General features: G+C 68.9%; 20 protein-coding genes. 12 read left to right on the top strand and 8 right to left on the bottom strand.

What is annotated here, in order from left to right:
• Nucleotides 1-32 precede the first annotated feature (32 nt).
• From G3M62_RS05010 to G3M62_RS05000, 3 genes are all read left to right on the top strand, one after another.
• Nucleotides 33-734: an ABC transporter ATP-binding protein gene (locus G3M62_RS05010; RefSeq protein WP_246263617.1), complete on the top strand. Its 702-nt coding sequence runs from the start codon at nucleotides 33-35 to the stop codon at nucleotides 732-734.
• Nucleotides 731-2284, top strand: coding sequence for a hypothetical protein (locus G3M62_RS05005; protein WP_165185202.1), 1554 nt, complete (start codon nucleotides 731-733; stop codon nucleotides 2282-2284). Before G3M62_RS05010 ends, G3M62_RS05005 begins: the two co-directional genes overlap by 4 nt.
• A gap of 92 nt (nucleotides 2285-2376) precedes the next feature.
• Nucleotides 2377-2598: a hypothetical protein gene (locus G3M62_RS05000; RefSeq protein ID WP_165185200.1), complete on the top strand. Its 222-nt coding sequence runs from the start codon at nucleotides 2377-2379 to the stop codon at nucleotides 2596-2598.
• 148 nt (nucleotides 2599-2746) lie between these two features.
• Here G3M62_RS05000 and G3M62_RS04995 read toward each other — a convergent pair whose 3' ends face one another.
• Nucleotides 2747-5017: a PAS domain-containing sensor histidine kinase gene (locus G3M62_RS04995; RefSeq protein WP_165185199.1), complete on the bottom strand. Its 2271-nt coding sequence runs from the start codon at nucleotides 5015-5017 to the stop codon at nucleotides 2747-2749.
• 165 nt (nucleotides 5018-5182) lie between these two features.
• Nucleotides 5183-6577, bottom strand: a complete 1395-nt coding sequence (locus G3M62_RS04990) for an MFS transporter (RefSeq protein WP_165185197.1) — start codon at nucleotides 6575-6577, stop codon at nucleotides 5183-5185.
• A gap of 40 nt (nucleotides 6578-6617) precedes the next feature.
• Between G3M62_RS04990 and G3M62_RS04985 the strand changes: the two genes are divergently transcribed.
• Together G3M62_RS04985 and G3M62_RS04980 are read left to right on the top strand one after the other, a co-directional pair.
• On the top strand, nucleotides 6618-7367 hold the full coding sequence (locus G3M62_RS04985; RefSeq protein WP_246263476.1) for an ArsR/SmtB family transcription factor: 750 nt from the start codon (nucleotides 6618-6620) through the stop codon (nucleotides 7365-7367).
• Nucleotides 7368-7613: 246 nt separating this feature from the next.
• Entirely contained in the window at nucleotides 7614-7961 is a 348-nt protein-coding gene (locus G3M62_RS04980; protein ID WP_165185195.1) for a hypothetical protein, read from the top strand.
• Here the strand turns inward: G3M62_RS04980 and G3M62_RS04975 are convergent.
• Entirely contained in the window at nucleotides 7958-8509 is a 552-nt protein-coding gene (locus tag G3M62_RS04975) for a hypothetical protein (RefSeq protein ID WP_165185194.1), read from the bottom strand. The genes G3M62_RS04980 and G3M62_RS04975 overlap by 4 nt on opposite strands.
• A gap of 66 nt (nucleotides 8510-8575) precedes the next feature.
• Nucleotides 8576-10429, bottom strand: a complete 1854-nt coding sequence (locus G3M62_RS04970; protein ID WP_165185192.1) for an ABC transporter transmembrane domain-containing protein — start codon at nucleotides 10427-10429, stop codon at nucleotides 8576-8578.
• Nucleotides 10430-10542: 113 nt separating this feature from the next.
• Between G3M62_RS04970 and rpmE the strand changes: the two genes are divergently transcribed.
• Nucleotides 10543-10770 (top strand): 50S ribosomal protein L31, encoded by a 228-nt coding sequence (gene rpmE / locus G3M62_RS04965; RefSeq protein WP_165185190.1) that lies wholly within the window; start codon nucleotides 10543-10545, stop codon nucleotides 10768-10770.
• 228 nt (nucleotides 10771-10998) lie between these two features.
• Here the strand turns inward: rpmE and rcdA are convergent, their stop codons facing one another.
• The gene (gene rcdA / locus G3M62_RS04960; RefSeq protein ID WP_165185189.1) at nucleotides 10999-11505 is read right to left on the bottom strand and encodes a protease adaptor protein RcdA; all 507 of its coding nucleotides are present in this window, start codon (nucleotides 11503-11505) and stop codon (nucleotides 10999-11001) included.
• A gap of 176 nt (nucleotides 11506-11681) precedes the next feature.
• Nucleotides 11682-11888, bottom strand: coding sequence for a DUF1192 domain-containing protein (locus tag G3M62_RS04955; protein ID WP_165185187.1), 207 nt, complete (start codon nucleotides 11886-11888; stop codon nucleotides 11682-11684).
• Nucleotides 11889-11976: 88 nt separating this feature from the next.
• Between G3M62_RS04955 and G3M62_RS04950 the strand changes: the two genes are divergently transcribed.
• The 3 genes from G3M62_RS04950 to G3M62_RS04940 all read left to right on the top strand — a co-directional run bounded on the left by G3M62_RS04950 (nucleotide 11977) and on the right by G3M62_RS04940 (nucleotide 14436).
• Complete coding sequence (locus tag G3M62_RS04950; protein ID WP_165185185.1) at nucleotides 11977-12951, top strand: NAD(P)H-quinone oxidoreductase; 975 nt, start codon at nucleotides 11977-11979, stop codon at nucleotides 12949-12951.
• 62 nt (nucleotides 12952-13013) lie between these two features.
• Complete coding sequence (locus G3M62_RS04945) at nucleotides 13014-13586, top strand: hypothetical protein (protein WP_165185184.1); 573 nt, start codon at nucleotides 13014-13016, stop codon at nucleotides 13584-13586.
• 130 nt (nucleotides 13587-13716) lie between these two features.
• Nucleotides 13717-14436, top strand: a complete 720-nt coding sequence (locus tag G3M62_RS04940; RefSeq protein WP_165185182.1) for a DUF1013 domain-containing protein — start codon at nucleotides 13717-13719, stop codon at nucleotides 14434-14436.
• Between the two features lie 126 nt (nucleotides 14437-14562).
• On the opposite strand, the gene G3M62_RS04935 is transcribed toward G3M62_RS04940, so the two are convergent.
• Complete coding sequence (locus G3M62_RS04935; protein WP_165185180.1) at nucleotides 14563-14736, bottom strand: YdcH family protein; 174 nt, start codon at nucleotides 14734-14736, stop codon at nucleotides 14563-14565.
• 129 nt (nucleotides 14737-14865) lie between these two features.
• Here G3M62_RS04935 and G3M62_RS04930 point away from each other — a divergent pair, with 129 nt between their 5' ends.
• The 3 genes from G3M62_RS04930 (at nucleotide 14866) to G3M62_RS04920 (ending at nucleotide 16263) form a co-directional block, all read left to right on the top strand.
• Nucleotides 14866-15477, top strand: a complete 612-nt coding sequence (locus tag G3M62_RS04930; protein WP_165185178.1) for a UbiX family flavin prenyltransferase — start codon at nucleotides 14866-14868, stop codon at nucleotides 15475-15477.
• A 23-nt stretch (nucleotides 15478-15500) separates the two neighbouring features.
• Nucleotides 15501-15950, top strand: a complete 450-nt coding sequence (locus G3M62_RS04925) for a TIGR02444 family protein (RefSeq protein WP_165185176.1) — start codon at nucleotides 15501-15503, stop codon at nucleotides 15948-15950.
• 91 nt (nucleotides 15951-16041) lie between these two features.
• Nucleotides 16042-16263 carry a YdcH family protein gene (locus G3M62_RS04920; protein WP_165185175.1) on the top strand — a complete coding sequence of 74 codons (222 nt, stop codon included), beginning with the start codon at nucleotides 16042-16044 and terminating at the stop codon, nucleotides 16261-16263.
• 78 nt (nucleotides 16264-16341) lie between these two features.
• On the opposite strand, the gene G3M62_RS04915 is transcribed toward G3M62_RS04920, so the two are convergent.
• Entirely contained in the window at nucleotides 16342-16815 is a 474-nt protein-coding gene (locus G3M62_RS04915; RefSeq protein ID WP_165185173.1) for an OsmC family protein, read from the bottom strand.
• Nucleotides 16816-16840 lie beyond the last annotated feature (25 nt).

Here is a 16840-nt window from a genome sequence, read left to right as displayed (position 1 = left end):
GCCTCGACAAGACCTTCACCAAGCCGGCGGTCATGGACCTGGACCTCACCGTCCACGCCGGCGAGCTGTACGCCCTGCTGGGCCCCAACGGCGCGGGCAAGACCACCACCCTGCGAATGGTCGCGGGCCTGACCAAGCCCGACAAGGGCGCGATCAGCATCTTCGGGATCGACGCCCTGGCCGAGCCGGCCGCCGCCAAGGCGATCACCGCCTGGGCCCCGGACGAGGCCATGGTCTATGACCGCCTGACCCCGCTGGAATATCTGGAGTTCGTGGCCGGCCTGTGGAACGTCGAGCCCAAGGCCGCCAAGGCCCGGGCCGAGGACCTGCTGGCCAAGCTGGGCCTGACGGGCGAGGCCCGGACCCGCTGTGAGGGCTTCTCGCGCGGCATGAAGCAGAAGGTGGCCCTGGCCGGGGCCCTGATCCACGACCCCCGCCTGCTGATCCTGGACGAGCCTCTGACGGGCCTCGACGCCGCCGCCGCGCGCCTGGTCAAGGACATGCTGCAGGAGCGGGTCGACGCCGGCGGCACGGTGATCCTGACCACCCACATTCTCGAGGTGGCCGAGCGGATGGCCGACCGCATCGGCATCATCGCCGGCGGCCGCCTGCTGGCCGAGGGCACGCTGGACGCTTTGCGAACCCGGGCCGGCGAAGGCAAGGACGATTCCAGCCTGGAGGACGTCTTCCTGCAGCTCACGGCGACCGACGCCCATGGGGGATCCGCCGCGTGACCCTGATCGCGTCGGGCTCCACCCCGTGGCTGCTAGCCCACGAGATGCGGCTGTACTGGCGCAACTTCCGCGCCGGCCGGGCGGGCAAGGGCGCGCGCGGCCTGATCAGCCTGTTCGTGGTCGGTGCGATGCTGCTGGCCGGCGGGGTGCTGGCGGCGATGGGGCTGCACGACGTCGAGGTCCCGATCAATCCGGTCTCGATCAGCATCGCGGCCCTGGGCAGCGTGGTGGTCTTCACCCTGATGCTGTCCCAGACCCTCAGCGCCTCGAGCGAGGCTCTGTACGACCGGGGCGACCTGGACCTGCTGTTTTCCTCGCCCATCGGTCCGGCCAAGGTGCTGTTCGTGCGCTCGCTGGGCGTGGCCGGCGGGGTGCTGACCATCTTCGCCCTGATCGTCACGCCCCTGCTGCTGCCGTCGGTGGTCTGGGGCCATCCCGGCTGGATCGGACTGCTGGGCGTGCTGGGCGCCCTGGCCCTGGCCTCGACCGCCGTCGGCCTGCTGCTGGCCATGGCCCTGTTCGCCCTGATCGGTCCGCGCCGCACCCGCACCGTGGCTCAGGTGCTGGCGGCCCTGGTCGGGGCGGCCTTCTTCCTGGTCAGCCAGACCCGCACCATCCTGGGTGCCCAGAAGAGCAACAGCCTGTTCGCCGAGATCACCCGCCAGGCCCAGGAGGGCCGACTGCATCCGGCTCCGATCGTCAGCCTGCCGTTGCGGGCCATGCTGGGCGAGCCCTTGCCGCTGCTGGCCTTGCTGGCCGGGTCGGCGGCGCTGTTCGCCCTGGCCGCCCTGGCCCTGGGCCGACGCTTTTCGGACGCGGCCGCCGCCACCCAGGGCAAGACCGCCGCGCGGCCGGCCAAGGCGACCCGGGGCGAGGCCCGCCGCGCCTTCGCCGCCGGCCCGTTCCTGGCCACCCTGCGCAAGGAGCTGCTGCTGATCGGGCGCGACGCGGCCCTGCTGTCGCAGGTGCTGCTGCGGGTGCTGTACCTGATCCCCACCGCCCTGGTGCTCAGCCGCAACGCCGCCCACGGGACCGGCGCGGCCCTGGCCGGCGGGGCCGGGGTGGTGGCGTTCCTGGCCGGACAGGTGGCCGGGAGCCTGGCCTGGATCACCCTGTCGGCCGAGGAAGCCCCCGACCTGCTGGCCGTGTCGCCGGCCCGGATCCACACCCTGCGCCGGGCCAAGCTGGCCGCCGCCCTGATCCCGGTGGGGCTGTTCCTGGCCCTGCCGATCGCCGTCCTCACCTGGTTCCTGCCCGCCGCCGGCGCCTGGACGGCCCTGGGCGCGGCCTTGGCCGCCTGGAGCAGCGGCCTGATCAACATCTGGCATCAGCGGCCGGGCAAGCGGTCGGACTTCAAGCGGCGCGGCGGCTCGTCCTGGATGGCCACCATCGCCGAGATGCTGGTCTCGGCCCTGCTGGCGGGCGCGACGGGGATCGCGGTGGGCGGTCTGTGGCCCTGGGCCCTTATCCCGCTGGGCCTGGCGGGCGCGGCCCTGCTCAGCCTGAGGCGCAGCGACGCCCAGATCGCCCGCAACCTTCGAACACGGTAAAGCTACAATTAGGGTTTTACCCGATTGCGCGACATTCCGACGCAGCTACGCTCCATACGGGTCGGGGACGTAGAGTTGTGTTGGAAACAGTCATGCCCGCCGTGCACACCACGTTCCGTTCGCAGAACCACCGGGCGGGAGTCCGCCAGGAGTCCAAGGCCCTGGTCGTGGCGATCAGCGCGCTGCAACTGGCGATGATCGTCTTGGTCTGGCTGCTGGCCCTGATTCCGATGGCCCTGATGGCCCTGGGCGCGACCGTGTTCCAGGCGGTGAAGCCGGCTTTCGCGAAGGTCCCGGCGCCGGTCGATTCCTGATCGATCCCAAGCTCCAAAATCCATTGTCATCCCGGACGTAGCGAAGCGAAGATCCGGGACTGCCGGAAGCGCTGAGTTCACGCGTCGGTCCCGGATCAGCGCGCCGCGCGCTTGTCCGGGATGACAAACGAGAGGCGAGCGAAGCCCCCTACCCGTCCAGCCCCGCCTCGATGCGGCACACCACCCCGCCCGGATGGAACTCGATGTGCGCCTCGCCCGACAGTTCGGCCGCCAGGCCGCGCTCGATCAGGCGCGAACCGAAGCCCCGCCGGGTCGGGGGCGAGACCGGCGGGCCGCCCGTCTCGGTCCAGGTCAGGACCAGCCGGGGATGGGCGCCGCCCGGGATCACGGTCCAGGCGATCCGCACCTGGCCCTCCAGGCTCGACAGCGCCCCGTACTTCACCGCGTTGGTCGCCAGCTCGTGCAGGGCCATCGACAGCGACAGGGCCATGCGCGGCGACAGCCGCACCGAGCCGCCCTCGGTCGTGAACCGGCCCGCTCCGCCGTGCAGGGCCTCCAGCCGGCCCAGCAGGTCCAGCAGGTCCGCCCCCTCCCAGTTCTCGCGGGTCAGCAGGTCGTGGGCCTCGGCCAGGGCGACGATGCGGGCCGAGAAGGCCTCCTGGGCCTGGGGCAGCGAGCGGGCGGCGTGGAAGGTCTGGGCGGCGATGGCCTGGATCGTGGCCAGCGAGTTCTTCACCCGGTGGTTCAGCTCGTTGACCAGCAGCCTCAGGTGCAGCTCGGCCTTCTTGCGTTCGGTGATGTCGACCGTGGCGCCGACCACCCGCGCCGGCTTGCCGGCCTCGTCGAAGAAGCCCCGCCCCTTGGCCGAGATCCAGCGCTCCTGACGGTCGTCACGGCCGATCGTGCGGTATTCGACGTCGATATCGGCCCGCACCGCCGGGTTCATCGCCGCCAGCAGAGCCTGGCGGGTCGCCTCGCGATCGTCGGAGTGCATGGCGGCGTAGAAGTCGTCCAGACCGACCTCGGCGCCCGGGGCCATGCCGAACATGCCGTAGCCCCGCTCGGACCAACGCAGCAGGCGCTTGCGCACGTCATAGTCCCAGGTGCCGACATTGCCGGCGTCCAGGGCCAGGGCCATGGTCGCCTCGCGCAGCATCTGGTCGGCCTCGGCCTCCTTGCGTTCGGTGACGTCGGAGACCACGCCGACGAAGCGCACGCACTGGCCGTTCTCGAAGAAGGCCTGGCCGCAGGTCTCGACCCAGCGCACAGCACCGTCGTTGGCGCGTCGGATGCGGTATTCGCGGTTGAGCATGTTGTCGCCGGCCGGATCCGTGGCCCGGCGCACGGCGTCCATGGTCGGCTGCAGATCGTCGGGATGGATCAGCCGCTCCAGGCTGGTGAGCGGGCTCTCGGTCGTCGTCTCGTCGGGCAGGCCGTAGATCTCGCGGCAGCGCTTGTCCCAGAAGCGTCGGCCGGTCTGGGGATAGTGATCCCAGCGGCCCAGGCCGGCGGCGTCGACGGCGATACGGATGTCGGCCTCGGCCGCCTCCAGGGCCTGCTCGATGCGCTTGCGCTCGGTGATGTCGACCATCACCCCGCGATGGCGCACCGCCCAGCCCTTGGCGTCGCGCTCGACCCGGCCACGGGTCTGCACCCAGCGGACCGAGCCGTCGGCCTGGATCAGCCGGTACTCCTCGTCGAAGTCGCCGGTGGTCTTCAGGTGGGTGCGGCCGGATTTGAGCAGTCGAGCCTGGTCGTCCGGATGCAGGGCGATACGGTATTCCGCCAGTGGCGCGCCGGCGGCCGCCCGGGCCGGATCGACATTGTGGAACGTCGCGTAGCGGGCGTCGGCATAGACCTTGTCGGCGAGGATGTCCCAGTCCCAGGTGCCCACGCCGCTGGCCGCCTTCAGGGCCAGTTGGTAGCGCTCCTCGCTGGCGCGCAGGGCCTGCTCGGCCCGCACCCGCCGCGTGACGTCGGCCAGAGCGATCAACACCCCGCCCACCCCGGACGGCACGGTGGCGTCGGGCATCGGGCTGAGGCGGATGGTGAAATAGCCGTCGGTGGTCGAGCCGTCCGACTGGACGGTGGTCAGCGGCAGGTCCTCGATGGCCGAACCGCCGCTGCGTCCGGTCAGGATCGCCCGTTCAGGCCCCTCGGAATCGGCGGCCGAGGTCGGCGGGGCCTCGGCGAAGGTCTTGCCCAGCACCTGGGGATGGCGCTCGCCCAGCATGGGGGCGTAGGCGTCGTTGTAGACCAGCACCAGCTCGGGTCCCCAGCGCAGGGCGCTGGGAAACCGGCTGGCGACGATCATGTCGACAGCGAAAGTCAGGCTGGGCGACCAGGTCGCGCGCGGTCCGAGCGGCGTCGCCGCCCAGTCGAACGCCTCGATCCGCTCGCGCATGTCGCCAGGCGCGAACGTCTCGGGGGCGAGCCCCTGATCACGGGTGTCCACCATGCCCGTGTTCCTTCCCGGCCGCGATAACGGCCAAGGTGCAGCAGACCTCAGGAAAAGCGCGGTTTCAAGCCACGGCGCTAGACGTGGGACTCTCGTCCAACGAAAAACAGCTCGCTCCCGCCTCCGAGGGCGAAAACGATCGTCATTTCATTCAGTTGCGGTCGGCTATCCGACAGAGTTCGCCGTACCGCTTTCACTACGCCACGCCACCCAGGCCGCGCCCAGCAGCACCATCGCGGCGATCAGGCCGGAGGTTCGCAGGCCCGCCGCGATCTGTTCGGGTCCGCCCGCGACCAAGGCGCCCATCACCGCCACCCCCGCCGCGCCGGCCGCCTGGCGGCAAGCGTTCAGCACGCCCGAGGCCGTGCCCGAGAAGTGGCGATCGACGCTGGCCAGCAGGGCGCTGGTCATGGCCGGCACCGCCGTGCCCATGCCCAGGGGGATCAGCAGGAACCCAGGGATCATCGCCCAGAAGGGGCTGTGGGCCGTCAGCCGGCTGGTCAGGGCGTAGCCCACCGCCGCCACCAGCACGCCGGCCGCCATGGTCCGCGCCGGGCCGAAGCGATGGGCGATCCCGCCGCTCAGCAGGTTGGAGACGATGAAGGTCGCGGTCAGCGGCAGGAAGGCCAGGCCCGCCTGCACCACGCTGTAGCCGGCCGCGCGCTGCAGGAAGAGGCCCAGCACGAAGATCACGCCGTAGTAGGTGAAGTTGACGCTGACCCCGATCACCACCGCCGACCACACCATGCGGCCGCGAAACACCGCCAGCGGCACGGCGGGATGCGGGCTGCGGACCTCGACCGCCAGGAAGGCCGCCGCCGCCGCGAAGCCGGCGACCAGTGCGCCCACCACCAGCGGGTCGCTCCAGCCGCGATGGCCGCCCTCGATCACCGCCCCGACCAGGGCGGCCAGGGCGACGAAGCCCAGGACCTGGCCCGGCAGGTCCAGCGGCCGCTTCTCGCGCGGCGGCGCCTCGGGCACGAAGGCCAGGGTCAGGATCACGCCCAGCAGGCAGAGCGGCAGGTTGACCAGGAACACCCAGCGCCAGCTCAACGCCCCGATCAGCAGGCCGCCGATCACCGGGCCAGCCGCGACCGACACCCCGCCGGCGGCCGTCCACCAGCCCACCGCCCAGGCCCTGGCCTTGTCGTCGCCGGCCGCCGCGTGGGTGATCAGGGCCAGGGACGGCGGCACCAGCAGGGCGGCGGACGCGCCCTGGACGGCCCGCGACAGGATCAGTTGCAGGGCGTTGTGCGCCAGGCCGCAGGCGGCCGACGAGACGGCGAACAGCACCAGCCCCGTCAGGAAAGCCCGTCGCGGTCCGAACCGGTCGCCCAGCGCCCCGGCCGACAGCAGCAGCGCCGCCAGCAGCAGGGTGTAGGCGTCGACCACCCATTGCAGGCTGGCGGTCGGCGCCCCGAACTCGCGACCAATGGCGTCCAGCGCCACGTTGACGATGGTCACGTCCAGCTGGACGATCGTGAAGCCGAAGCTGGCGGCCAGCAGGATCATCGGCAGGCCGGCGGGACGGGCGGAAGCGGCGACTCGGACGTTGGTCATGCCGCGATCTTCGCCCGGTTCGGCGCGGGATGTTACAGCGATGGGTGAAGCATCCGCGACTTTCGCCGCCTATAATGCGCTGATGGAAGCCAACATCGCCTCCCTCGCCGCCCTGATCGGCGATCCTAGCCGGGCGGCCATGCTGCAGGCGCTGATGGACGGCCGGGCCCATCCCGCCGGGGCCTTGGCCTGGGCGGCCGGACTGTCGGCCCAGGCGGCCAGCAACCATCTGGCCAAGCTGGTCGACGGCGGCCTGCTCAGCGTCGAGCGCGAGGGCCGCCATCGCTACTTCCGCCTGGCCAACGCCGAGGTCGCCCACGTGCTGGAAGCCCTGGCCGTGCTGGCCGCGCCGGTCCGCTCTCTGGAGCAACCGCGTTCGCCCCAGGCCCGCGCCCTGCGCGAAGGCCGCTGCTGCTACGGCCACCTGGCCGGCCGGCTGGGCGTGGCGGTGACCGACGCCCTGGTCCGCCGGGAGTTTCTCCGCCCCGTCGACGGCAAGCTCTATGAGGTCGGCGCCGGGGGCCGGGCCTGGTTCGAGGACCTGGGCCTGGATCTGGACGACCTGCGCTCCAAGCGCGGCGCTGCTCGCCAGTGCCTGGACTGGACCGAACGTCGCCACCACCTGGCCGGCCCGCTGGGCGTGACCCTGCTGAGCCGCATGGTCGCCCTGGGCTGGATCGAGACCGTCGCGGGCAGCCGCGCCGCGCGGTTGACCACGCTGGGGCGTGAGGAGCTGCGCCAGCGGCTGGGCGTGGACCTGGACGGGCTGGAAGGGCGCGAGGCGGCGTAAGCTGCCCCTTCCCTCCCCTTTATGGGGAGGGTGGCGGCGAAGCCGACGGGTGGGGCCGCCGTCGCAAAGGCGCCTTGCACCGACCCCACCCGGCCCGCTGCGCGGGCCACCCTCCCCACGAGGGGGAGGGAAAGCGCCTAAAGGTTGGGCGAGGCATGGATTACGGCCCGCCTTCTCAAAAGTGTCCCAAGCCAGGACACCCTCCATGATTGATACTGACCGCTCCCCTCTCCCGGAGCGCTCGCCATGCCCGACGTCAAGCTCGCCCTGGCCCCTCAGACGCTGACCCAGACCATCAACCCGTGGTCCTGGACCTTCGGCGACTTCAGCCTGTTCACGATCAATCTAGGGACCTCCAAGGCCCCCAATGTCGAAACCCGGGTGATGAACGAGGTAGGCAGCTACGGCCGGCAGCTGGGCCGGATCGGCGAGGCCCTGGCCGCCGTCGTCGCCTGGGCGGAAAGCCAGGGCATGCCCGAGACCGACGCCATCGTGGCCCTCAAGCTGCAGCTGGAGCACATCGACGTCATCCGCCGCGAGGAAGGCCGGGCGGCGGCCTTGCCGGCGGCGACGAAGGCTGCGGCGAAACCCTAACCCGCCCTGCGGCGCAGATCGTCGAGCCACTTGCCACCGCGGAAGCCGGCCCAGAACAGCACCAGGCACATCACGTCAACCACGCCCGCCAAGACGTTGCGCCACATCGGAGCCGCCATGGCCTTGGTCGCCGCCGTCATTACCTCGTGGTTTGCCAGATTCAACGACAGCATCACCAAGCCGTAGGCCGTGAACAGCCCCAGGATCAACGGGACGGTCAGGCTGGGTTTCTTCCACTGCACCACACCCAAGATGCCGATGATCAAGGCGAAGACCAAGCTGGCGCCTGCGGTGAGATAGACGAACTGTGGCGTCAACATCAGCAGCATTTTCTCGCGCACGGGATCGTCAGCGCCATATGTGGCGATCATGGCGGCGCGCGTCCTAGCCAGATAGGAGTCGATCGTAAACAGCAAGCAGAGCGCCCCGATCGCACCCGGCGTCGCCATCAGGAACGCGCCCCACGCCCCGGCTCGAGCCGCCCCGCGCGCGTCTTCCTCGGTGTTGATTGGCTTGGCCGGATTGATCGCATGCAGGAAACCAATCACGTCCCACTCCTCAAGAGCTTCACTATACCTTCGAGATCTGCATTACCCGGGTCAATGGCGTGCCAACTAAGCCGCTTCCACCCCGAACTGCAGCCGCGCCAGCTTGGCGTAAAGCCCGCCCTGGGCCGAGAGCTCGGCGTGGGTGCCCTGCTCGACCACGCGGCCGTCTTCCATGACCACGATGCGGTCGGCCTTGAGCACGGTGGCCAGGCGGTGGGCGATGACCAGGGTCGTGCGCTCGCTCATGGCGTCATGCAGGGCCTTCTGGACCAGGCGTTCGTTCTCGGCGTCCAGGGCGCTGGTGGCCTCGTCCAGCAGCAGGATCGGGGCGTCGCGGACCAGGGCGCGGGCGATGGCCAGGCGCTGGCGCTGGCCGCCCGACAGGGTCTTGGCCCGCTCGCCCACCGGGGTGTCAAAGCCCTGCGGCAGGGCGTTGATGAAGGTGGTGGCCTGGGCCGCGTCGGCGGCGGCGCGGGCCAGCGCCTCGCTGGCGTCCTCGCGGCCAAAGCGGATGTTGTCGAGAGCCGAGCCGGAAAACAGCGGGCTGTCCTGGGCCACCAGGGCCATGCGGTCGCGCACCTGAGCCGGATCGGCCGCGCGCAGGTCGACGCCGTCCAGCCGCACCACGCCCGTCTGCGGGTCGTAGAAGCGCAGCAGCAGCCGCAGGACGGTGCTCTTGCCCGCCCCCGAGGGGCCGACCAGGGCGACGGTCTCGCCGGGCTTCACCACCAGGTCGAAGCCCTTCAGGGCCGGCAGGTCGGGACGGCCGGGATAGGCGAAGGTCACGCCCTCGAAGGCGATGGCGCCCCGGGCCGGGACCGGCAGGGTCTGGGGCTTTTCGGGCGCGGCGATGGCCGGGTCGGAATTGAGCAACTCGGAGATCCGCTCCATCGCCCCGGCGGCTTTCTGCACGTCGCCCCACACCTCGCCCAGCGACCCGACCGAGCCGGCGGCCATGATCGCCAGCATGGCGAACTGGGCCAGGGTGCCGCCGGTCATCTCGCCCGACAGCACCAGGTGCGCGCCCACCCACAGCAGCAGGGCGATGCCGCCGAAGGCCAGGATCATCACCACGGCCGTCATGCTGGCCCGGGCCCGGATCCGCTTGACCGAGGCCTTGTAGGCGGACTCGACCGCTCCGCCGAACCGGGTGTCGGCGGCCGCCTCGCGCCCGAAAGCCTGGACGGTGTCCAGCGCGTCCAGGCTCTCGCCGGCATAGCCGACCGCGTCGGCGAACTTGTCCTGGGCGGTGACCGACAGCTTGCGCACATTGCGGCCCATCAGGAAGATCGGCGCCAGGATCACCGGCACCAGCAGCACGATGAAGCCCGCCAGCTTGGGACTGACGAAGGCCATGTAGCCCAGGCCGCCGATCAGGCTCAGCGTATTGCGCAGGGCGATCGAGACGCTGGCCCCCACCAGTTGCTCGATGATGGTGATGTCGGTGGTCATCCGCGACAGCACCTCGCCGGTGCGGGTCTTCAGGAAGAAAGCCGGGTCCAGGGTCAGGGTGTGGCCATAGAGCGCACGGCGCAGGTCGGCGACCACCCGCTCGCCCAGGCGCGTGACGAAGAAGAACCGCAGCGAGGTGGCCACGGCCAGCACCAGGGCCACGCCGGCCAGGCCGATGAAAGCGGCGTTGAGCGCGTCGCCCGACCCCTTGGCGAAACCCTTGTCCACCACGCCCTTGAAGGCGGCGGTGAGGCCCAGGCTGGCGCCCGTCGAGAACAGCAGGAAGAAGCCCGCGGCCAGCGCGTCGCCCACGTGGCGGCGCACGAAAGGCAGCAGATGAGCCAGCGGACGGATGTCCTTGCGGCGCGGCCGGCGGTTGGCGGCTTCGGCCAGGGTCTGGACCAACTCTGCGCCCGCGCTCGGCCTGCCCTCGGCCGAAATCTCGCCCGCGTTCACGTCACTCATCAACTGTCCCTTGCCAAATTCGCGCGCTTTCTTTATAGCCGCGCGTCTCCGAGAGCCACCGCAAGGTTCGGCCCCCGCCCACATTACACGCCGCTTCAAGTCGGTTGGATCGCCCGATGAAACAAGACATTCACCCCGACTATCACTTCATCACCGTCACCCTGACCGACGGTTCGAACTATCAGACCCGTTCGACCTACGGGAAAGAAGGCGCGACGCTGGCGCTGGACATCGATCCGCGCGTGCACCCGGCCTGGACCGGCGGCAACAGCCAGATGCTGGACCGTGGCGGCCGCGTTTCGCGCTTCAACGCGAAGTTCGCCGGCTTCACCGCCAAGAAGTAAGCGTTTCACGCTTCTCGCCGTAAGGGCGACGAAAGGCCGGCTCCGCGTTCGCGGGCCGGCCTTTTCTGTTTAATCCGCCCCCTACGGGGACGGACAGGCGGCGCAGCCGCCAGGTGGGGGCAAGTGGGGAGCGGTAAGGCGGACAAGGGTTAGCGACAGCGCGGCTAACACTTGCCCCCTACGGACCGCTTCGCGGTCGTCTTCCCCCGCGGGGGGAAGAGGCGCGGCTTACGCCGCGCCGAACGCCGCGCTGAGCCGGTCGAAGTGGGCTTGCACCGGGCGGGGGGCTTCGACCTCCCCGGCTTCGACATACATGCGCTTGTCCAGGTGGCGGACGCGCTCGTACAGGCGCTCGGAGCGCTGCAGCAGATTGACCAGGCCGAAGGGCAGGTCCTCGACCGGAGCCGGTTCGCCGGCTTCCAGGCCCAGGCGGTAGTTGTCGGCGCAGGCGGCCTCGGCGGCCATCTCGCCTTCCTTGACCGCGCGCTGGACCAGCAGCCACGAGGCCACCTGCATCAGTCGGGTCGTCAGGCGCATGCTTTCGCTGGCATAGGCCAGGGCGGCGTTGCGCGAGAGGATCTTGCTGTCGTGACGACCCGCGCCGTCGAGATAAGCGGCGGTCTCCTCGACCAGCGTCATGCCTTCCTCGAACGTGCGATCAAACAGCTCGGAGCGAGCGAAATCCTGGATGACGCCAGCGCGCCAGGGCGCCGCGGCCACGTTCAACTCGGTCATAGCTACTCATTGCCCCTTCGAAAGGCCGCGAGACGGTCTCGCCAGACAGGGGGACTGCAACCCCCGTGCCAGACGTGATCGTCCCGTTTCGCGACCACCCCTCCCCCAAAGTCCGGCGCGAGGCCGGTATCCGAGTCAGGCGGAGCCGAGAGTCCGCCTGTAGCGTAAACCGATCGTTAGTCCAGGCGACCAAACAGCGCATTGGCCGCGTCGCGTCCCGCCTTTTTCTTGCTGAGCTGGGCGCGGGTGCGGGTGATCTCCGCTTCCAGCGCCTCGATACGTTCTTCCAGTTCGGCCACGCCGTAGGTGTCCAGGTCCTCATGCGTGGTGGCGTTCAACGCGTCGCCGCGGAAAGCGCGCGGCTCGACCGGTTCTTCCATCATCGGATCGGTCTCCCTTGCTCGACCCCTTTTCGATCCGGCATCTGACGCCTACCAAGGGCGCGACGCAAGCCTCACGGGATGATCCGCCATGTCCGAGACCATGACCGCCATCGCCATCGAAGGCGGCAAGGGGGCGGCCGACGCGCTCCGTCCCGAGACCGTGGCGCGCCCGCGGCCGGGCCCCGGCCAGATCCTGATCCGCGTGCGGGCCGCCGGCGTGAACCGCCCGGACCTGCTGCAGCGCCTGGGCTTCTATCCGCCGCCGCCCGGCGCCCCGACCACGCTGGGCCTGGAGGTCGCTGGCGAAGTCGTGGCTGGATCAGGACGCTGGAAGGCCGGCGACAAGGTCTGCGCCCTGCTGGGCGGCGGCGGCTATGCGCAATACGCCGTGGTCGACGCCCGCCACGCCCTGCCCATTCCCGACGGTTTCGACTTCGCCCACGCCGCCGCCCTGCCCGAAACCGTGTTCACGGTATTCGCCAATGTGTTCGAACATGGCGCGCTCAAGCCTGGCGAGACCCTGCTGATCCATGGCGCAACGTCCGGTATCGGGACAACGGCGATCGCCATGGCCAAGGCGCACGGCGCGCGGGTGATCACCACCGGCCGCGGCGCCGACAAGAAGGCCCAGGCCCTGGCCCTGGGCGCCGACATCGCCGTCGACGCCAAGACCGAGGACTTCGCGCAGATCGCCAAGGCGGCCGGCGGGGTCGATGTGGTGCTCGACATGGTCGGGGCCAGCTATTTCGACAAGAACCTGGACGCCCTGAACACCGGCGGCCGCATCGTCTACATCGCCGCCCTGGCCGGGCCGGTGCTGGAGGCGCCGGTGATGAAGATCATGCAGAAGCGCGCGGTGATCACCGGCTCGACCCTGCGTCCCCGCCCCGCCGACGAGAAGGCCCGCCTGGCCGGCGAGGTCGAGCGGATCGTCTGGCCGTGGATCGCGGCGGGCAAGCTGAAGCCCTTGATCGATGCGAGCTTCCCCCTGGAAGACGCCGCCGCCGCCCACGCGCACCTGGAGGCGGGCGAGCACGTGGGCAAGGTGGTGCTGCTGGCGTGAGGGTCGATGAGAAACGGGGTAGTGGAATGGAAGATAGGACGGGGGAGAGAAGCGCGGATTTCGTGAAGCTGGCCCGATCAATCTGTCGGCATGAATTTGGCCACTATGTTGCCGCCAGAGCACTTGGTTTTAAGACCGGGATAGTGCGTGTCGAGATCGGCGATAATGAGCGATCGTATTTAGGTTCAGCTTTAATCGTGCCGACCGAGCCACACACGTCGCTGCAGTCCGTTGAGAGGCACATTCACCGCCGCATTGTGGTACTTCTATCCGGTGCGTGTGCAGAGACACTAAATCAATCGAGTAAGGTAGAAATCGAAAAGGCTAAGCGCCTTTTGAAAACGACGGCCTGCTCAGACGGCGAAAAGGCGGCCGAGCTTTCCTCACTCTTATACGGCCTCAAGTTCGCGGAAGCTTTCACCGTAGATTCCATTGAGACGGCCTTGGGGCCAGGCAAACTTTGGGATGACCTTCTAATAAAGGCGGCATCTCTTATCGAGAACCATGCGGAGCTTGTCATTAAGCTTGCAGAGGAGCTTTTGGCGAAAGTACGACCGGGTGAAAGGGCTTCGCTCGACGCACGGGTATTGGACACTCACCCACTTCTCACGAATTTGAAGCAGGCGGAGATGTAGATCACCGAATGGAGCTGTCTGAGTTGGAATGGTTGATCCCCGTTCCCTTTCTCGCGGAACCGGATTATAGGTCCAGGCTGAATATCCCGCCCGGCCGCAAGGTCGGGCGCCGTCATTTCTGGAGCCCCTCATGGCCGACATCCTGATGCCCAAGGCGACCGCCGTCTGGCTCGTGGAAAACACGTCGCTCACCTTTGAACAGATCGCCGACTTCTGCGGCCTGCACCCGCTGGAAGTCAGCGGCATCGCCGACGGCGAAGTGGCGCGCGACATCCGCGGCGCCGATCCGATGGGCAACGGCCAGCTGACCCGCGAAGAGCTGGACAAGGCCCAGGCCAACGACGCCTACCGCATGAAGGCCCAGGTCAGCCGCCACGCCGAACTGCTGAAGCCGCAGAAGAAGGCTCCGCGCTACACCCCGGTGTCGCGCCGCCAGGACCGTCCGGACGCCATCGCCTGGTTCATCCGCCACCACCCGGAAGTGACCGACGCGCAGATCTCCAAGCTGCTGGGCACCACCAAGTCGACCATCGAGCAGGTGCGCAATCGCCAGCACTGGAACTCGGCCAACATCAAGCCGGTCGACCCGGTGACCCTGGGCCTGGTCGGCCAGCTGGAGCTGGACGCCCTGGTCAAGAAGGCCGCCGAGAAGAAGGCCAAGGACGACCTGAAGAAGGGTATTCTGCCGGAAGACCCGACCCTGCGTCCCGCCTCGGAAACCAGCGCCCTGCCGGACGACCACGAGGACGAAGAGGCCGCGATCCGCAAGGGCCGCATCGAGCCCAAGGCCGAGGACGTGTTCGGCAAGTCGACCTACGTGGCCGACGACGAAGAAGACGACGAGGACTAACGCCTCCCGTGGTCAGTCATGGGCCACCAAGCAAAAGGCCCGCGCCGTTCGCACGACGCGGGCCTTTCTGTTTTCGGCCTCCTCTGGGGGCCACCGCCATTCCGACGCGGCGATGGCTAGAGGGGGCTAGTGAAGTCGCGCCCTAAGGCCTTCGATCTCCTCCTTGAGCCTGAGCTTCTGCCGCTTCAACTCCCGAAGTAGGGAGGTGTCACTGACGGGACGACGGGTCTCCTCCTGGATCGTGCGGTCGAGGTTCTCGTGACGGGACCCAAGCTCGCGGATACGGGATTCGATGGCCATGGCTGTCGGCTCCTTGCTGGTGGAGAGGCAAGTCAACACCCGCTGTTCGAAGCTGTCAGATCACATATGATTGCAATCGGCGGCGCTTGACCTGGCGCAGCTTGCTCCCAAGACGGACGAAAATTTACCATGTCGGACCCGCTGAGCCCGCCCGAAAAGCCCCGCCTCGTCGTCGGAATCTCTGGCGCGTCAGGGGTTGTGTACGGCCTGCGGGCCCTGGACGCCTGTCGCGAACTGGGGGTCGAGAGCCATCTCGTCCTGTCGAAATCGACGGTCCTGACCCTGTCGCAGGAGACCGGATTTTCCGTCGGAGAGGTCAATGAAAAGGCGGATGTTGTCCATCGCGTGGGCGACATTGGGGCGGCGATCGCGTCCGGCTCATATCGCACATTGGGCATGATCATCGCCCCCTGCTCGGTGCGCACCATGAGCGAGATCGCCACAGGCGTAACGTCTTCGCTGCTGAGCCGGGCCGCCGACGTTACGCTGAAGGAGCGCCGGCCGCTGGTGCTGATGGTGCGCGAGACGCCGCTGCACCTGGGCCACCTGCGCACCTTGACCAAGCTGGCCGAGATGGGCGCGGTGATCGCTCCGCCGCTTCCCGCGTTCTATGCCAAGCCGCGATCGATCGCCGAGATGGTCGACCAGTCGGTGGGCCGCGCGCTCGATCTGTTCGGCCTGTCCTGGCGGCCGGTCAAGCGCTGGGGTGAAGACATCGCGACGATCACCGGAGAGGCCTGAAAGAGGCCTGGGGGTTAACCAAGATGCGGCTTTGGCAGTGGGCCCTGGAGGTCTATGCGCGACCGTCTGTCGCAGAGGCCTGCCTGTCGCTGCAGGACGGGCACGGCCAGAACGTGCCCTATCTGCTGTGGGCCGCCTGGCGCGCCCACGAGGGCCGCCCCGCCGACGCCGGTGAAGCCGCCCGACTGGTCCAACGCTGGGAAGCCGAGGTCGGCTCGCCCCTGCGGGCCGTTCGCCGGGCGATCAAGCCGGCCTGGCCGGGGATCGACGACGACGCCCGCGAGGACTTCCGCAACGCCGTCAAGGACGTCGAACTGCGCGGCGAGAAGGTGCTGATGGAAAGCCTGGAGGCCCTCAGCGGCGAGCCGGGTCCGGCGCTGGACCTGCTGGACTCCTTGCTGGAGGCTGTCCAGGCGGCCGGCGACCCGCCACGCGAGACCACCCTGCGCGCCCTTTCCGACGCGCTTTCCTGAGCGCGCCTCAACGGCCTTTACCGGCTGTCAGGCTTTGCTATCTATCACCGCCCCCAGCGGGAATAATCGGGCCACCAGAGTAGGAGCGTCCATGAACGACGACGACGCTTCGGAAGACAGCGACATCGCTCTCGAGCGACGCCTGGCGATCCTGCGCGAGGAGCACCAGGACCTCGGCGACGCGGTCATCGCCCTGGAAGAACGCCCCCAGCCCGACATGCTGCAGATCGCCCGCCTCAAGCGCCGCAAGCTGGCCCTGAAGGACGAAATCGTGCGGCTTGAAGACCAGCTGATGCCGGACATCATCGCCTAGGTTTGGTTGCGTCCTCCGCCACCTATGGGGGCGGACAGACCGCGCAGCGGTCAGGTGGGGGCAAGCGGGTGAGCCGCCTCACTGTTCGACCTCCACGCTTGCCTCATGCTCCACCGGGAAGTTCAGCGAATTGGCCACGAAGCACTTGGCGTTGGCCTCGTGGTGCAGAGCCTGGGCCCTGGCCGGATCCGAGCCCGCAGCGATCGTCACGCGCGGCCTAAGCGTGGCGCTCTCGAAGCGGCCGCCGCCAGTCTCGTCCTCGACCATCACGGCCATGGCTTCATCGCGATAGGCGGTGACCACCACGCCGTTCACCGCGCACAGATGCAGGTACCACAGCTGGTGGCATGAGCTGATCGAGGCCAGCAGCAGCTCCTCGGGGTTCCAGCGGGCCGGATCGCCCCGGAAGCTGGAGTCGGACGAGCCCAACAGGGCCGGCTTGCCGTCGGCCGCGACCTCATAGGCGCGCTCGTAAGATCGATAGGTCGCCGTGCCCTCGCCGGTATTTCCCGTCCAGGTCAGGGTCGTGGCGTAGCGGTGCGACTTGGACATGAAACGGCCTCCTGACGGGTAGGAA

The organism is Caulobacter soli, from assembly GCF_011045195.1.
In the GTDB taxonomy this organism is placed as follows: Bacteria; Pseudomonadota; Alphaproteobacteria; order Caulobacterales; family Caulobacteraceae; genus Caulobacter; species Caulobacter soli.
The sequence above is the reverse complement of the archived record's forward strand: the minus strand, read 5'-3'. Positions and strand labels throughout refer to the sequence as shown.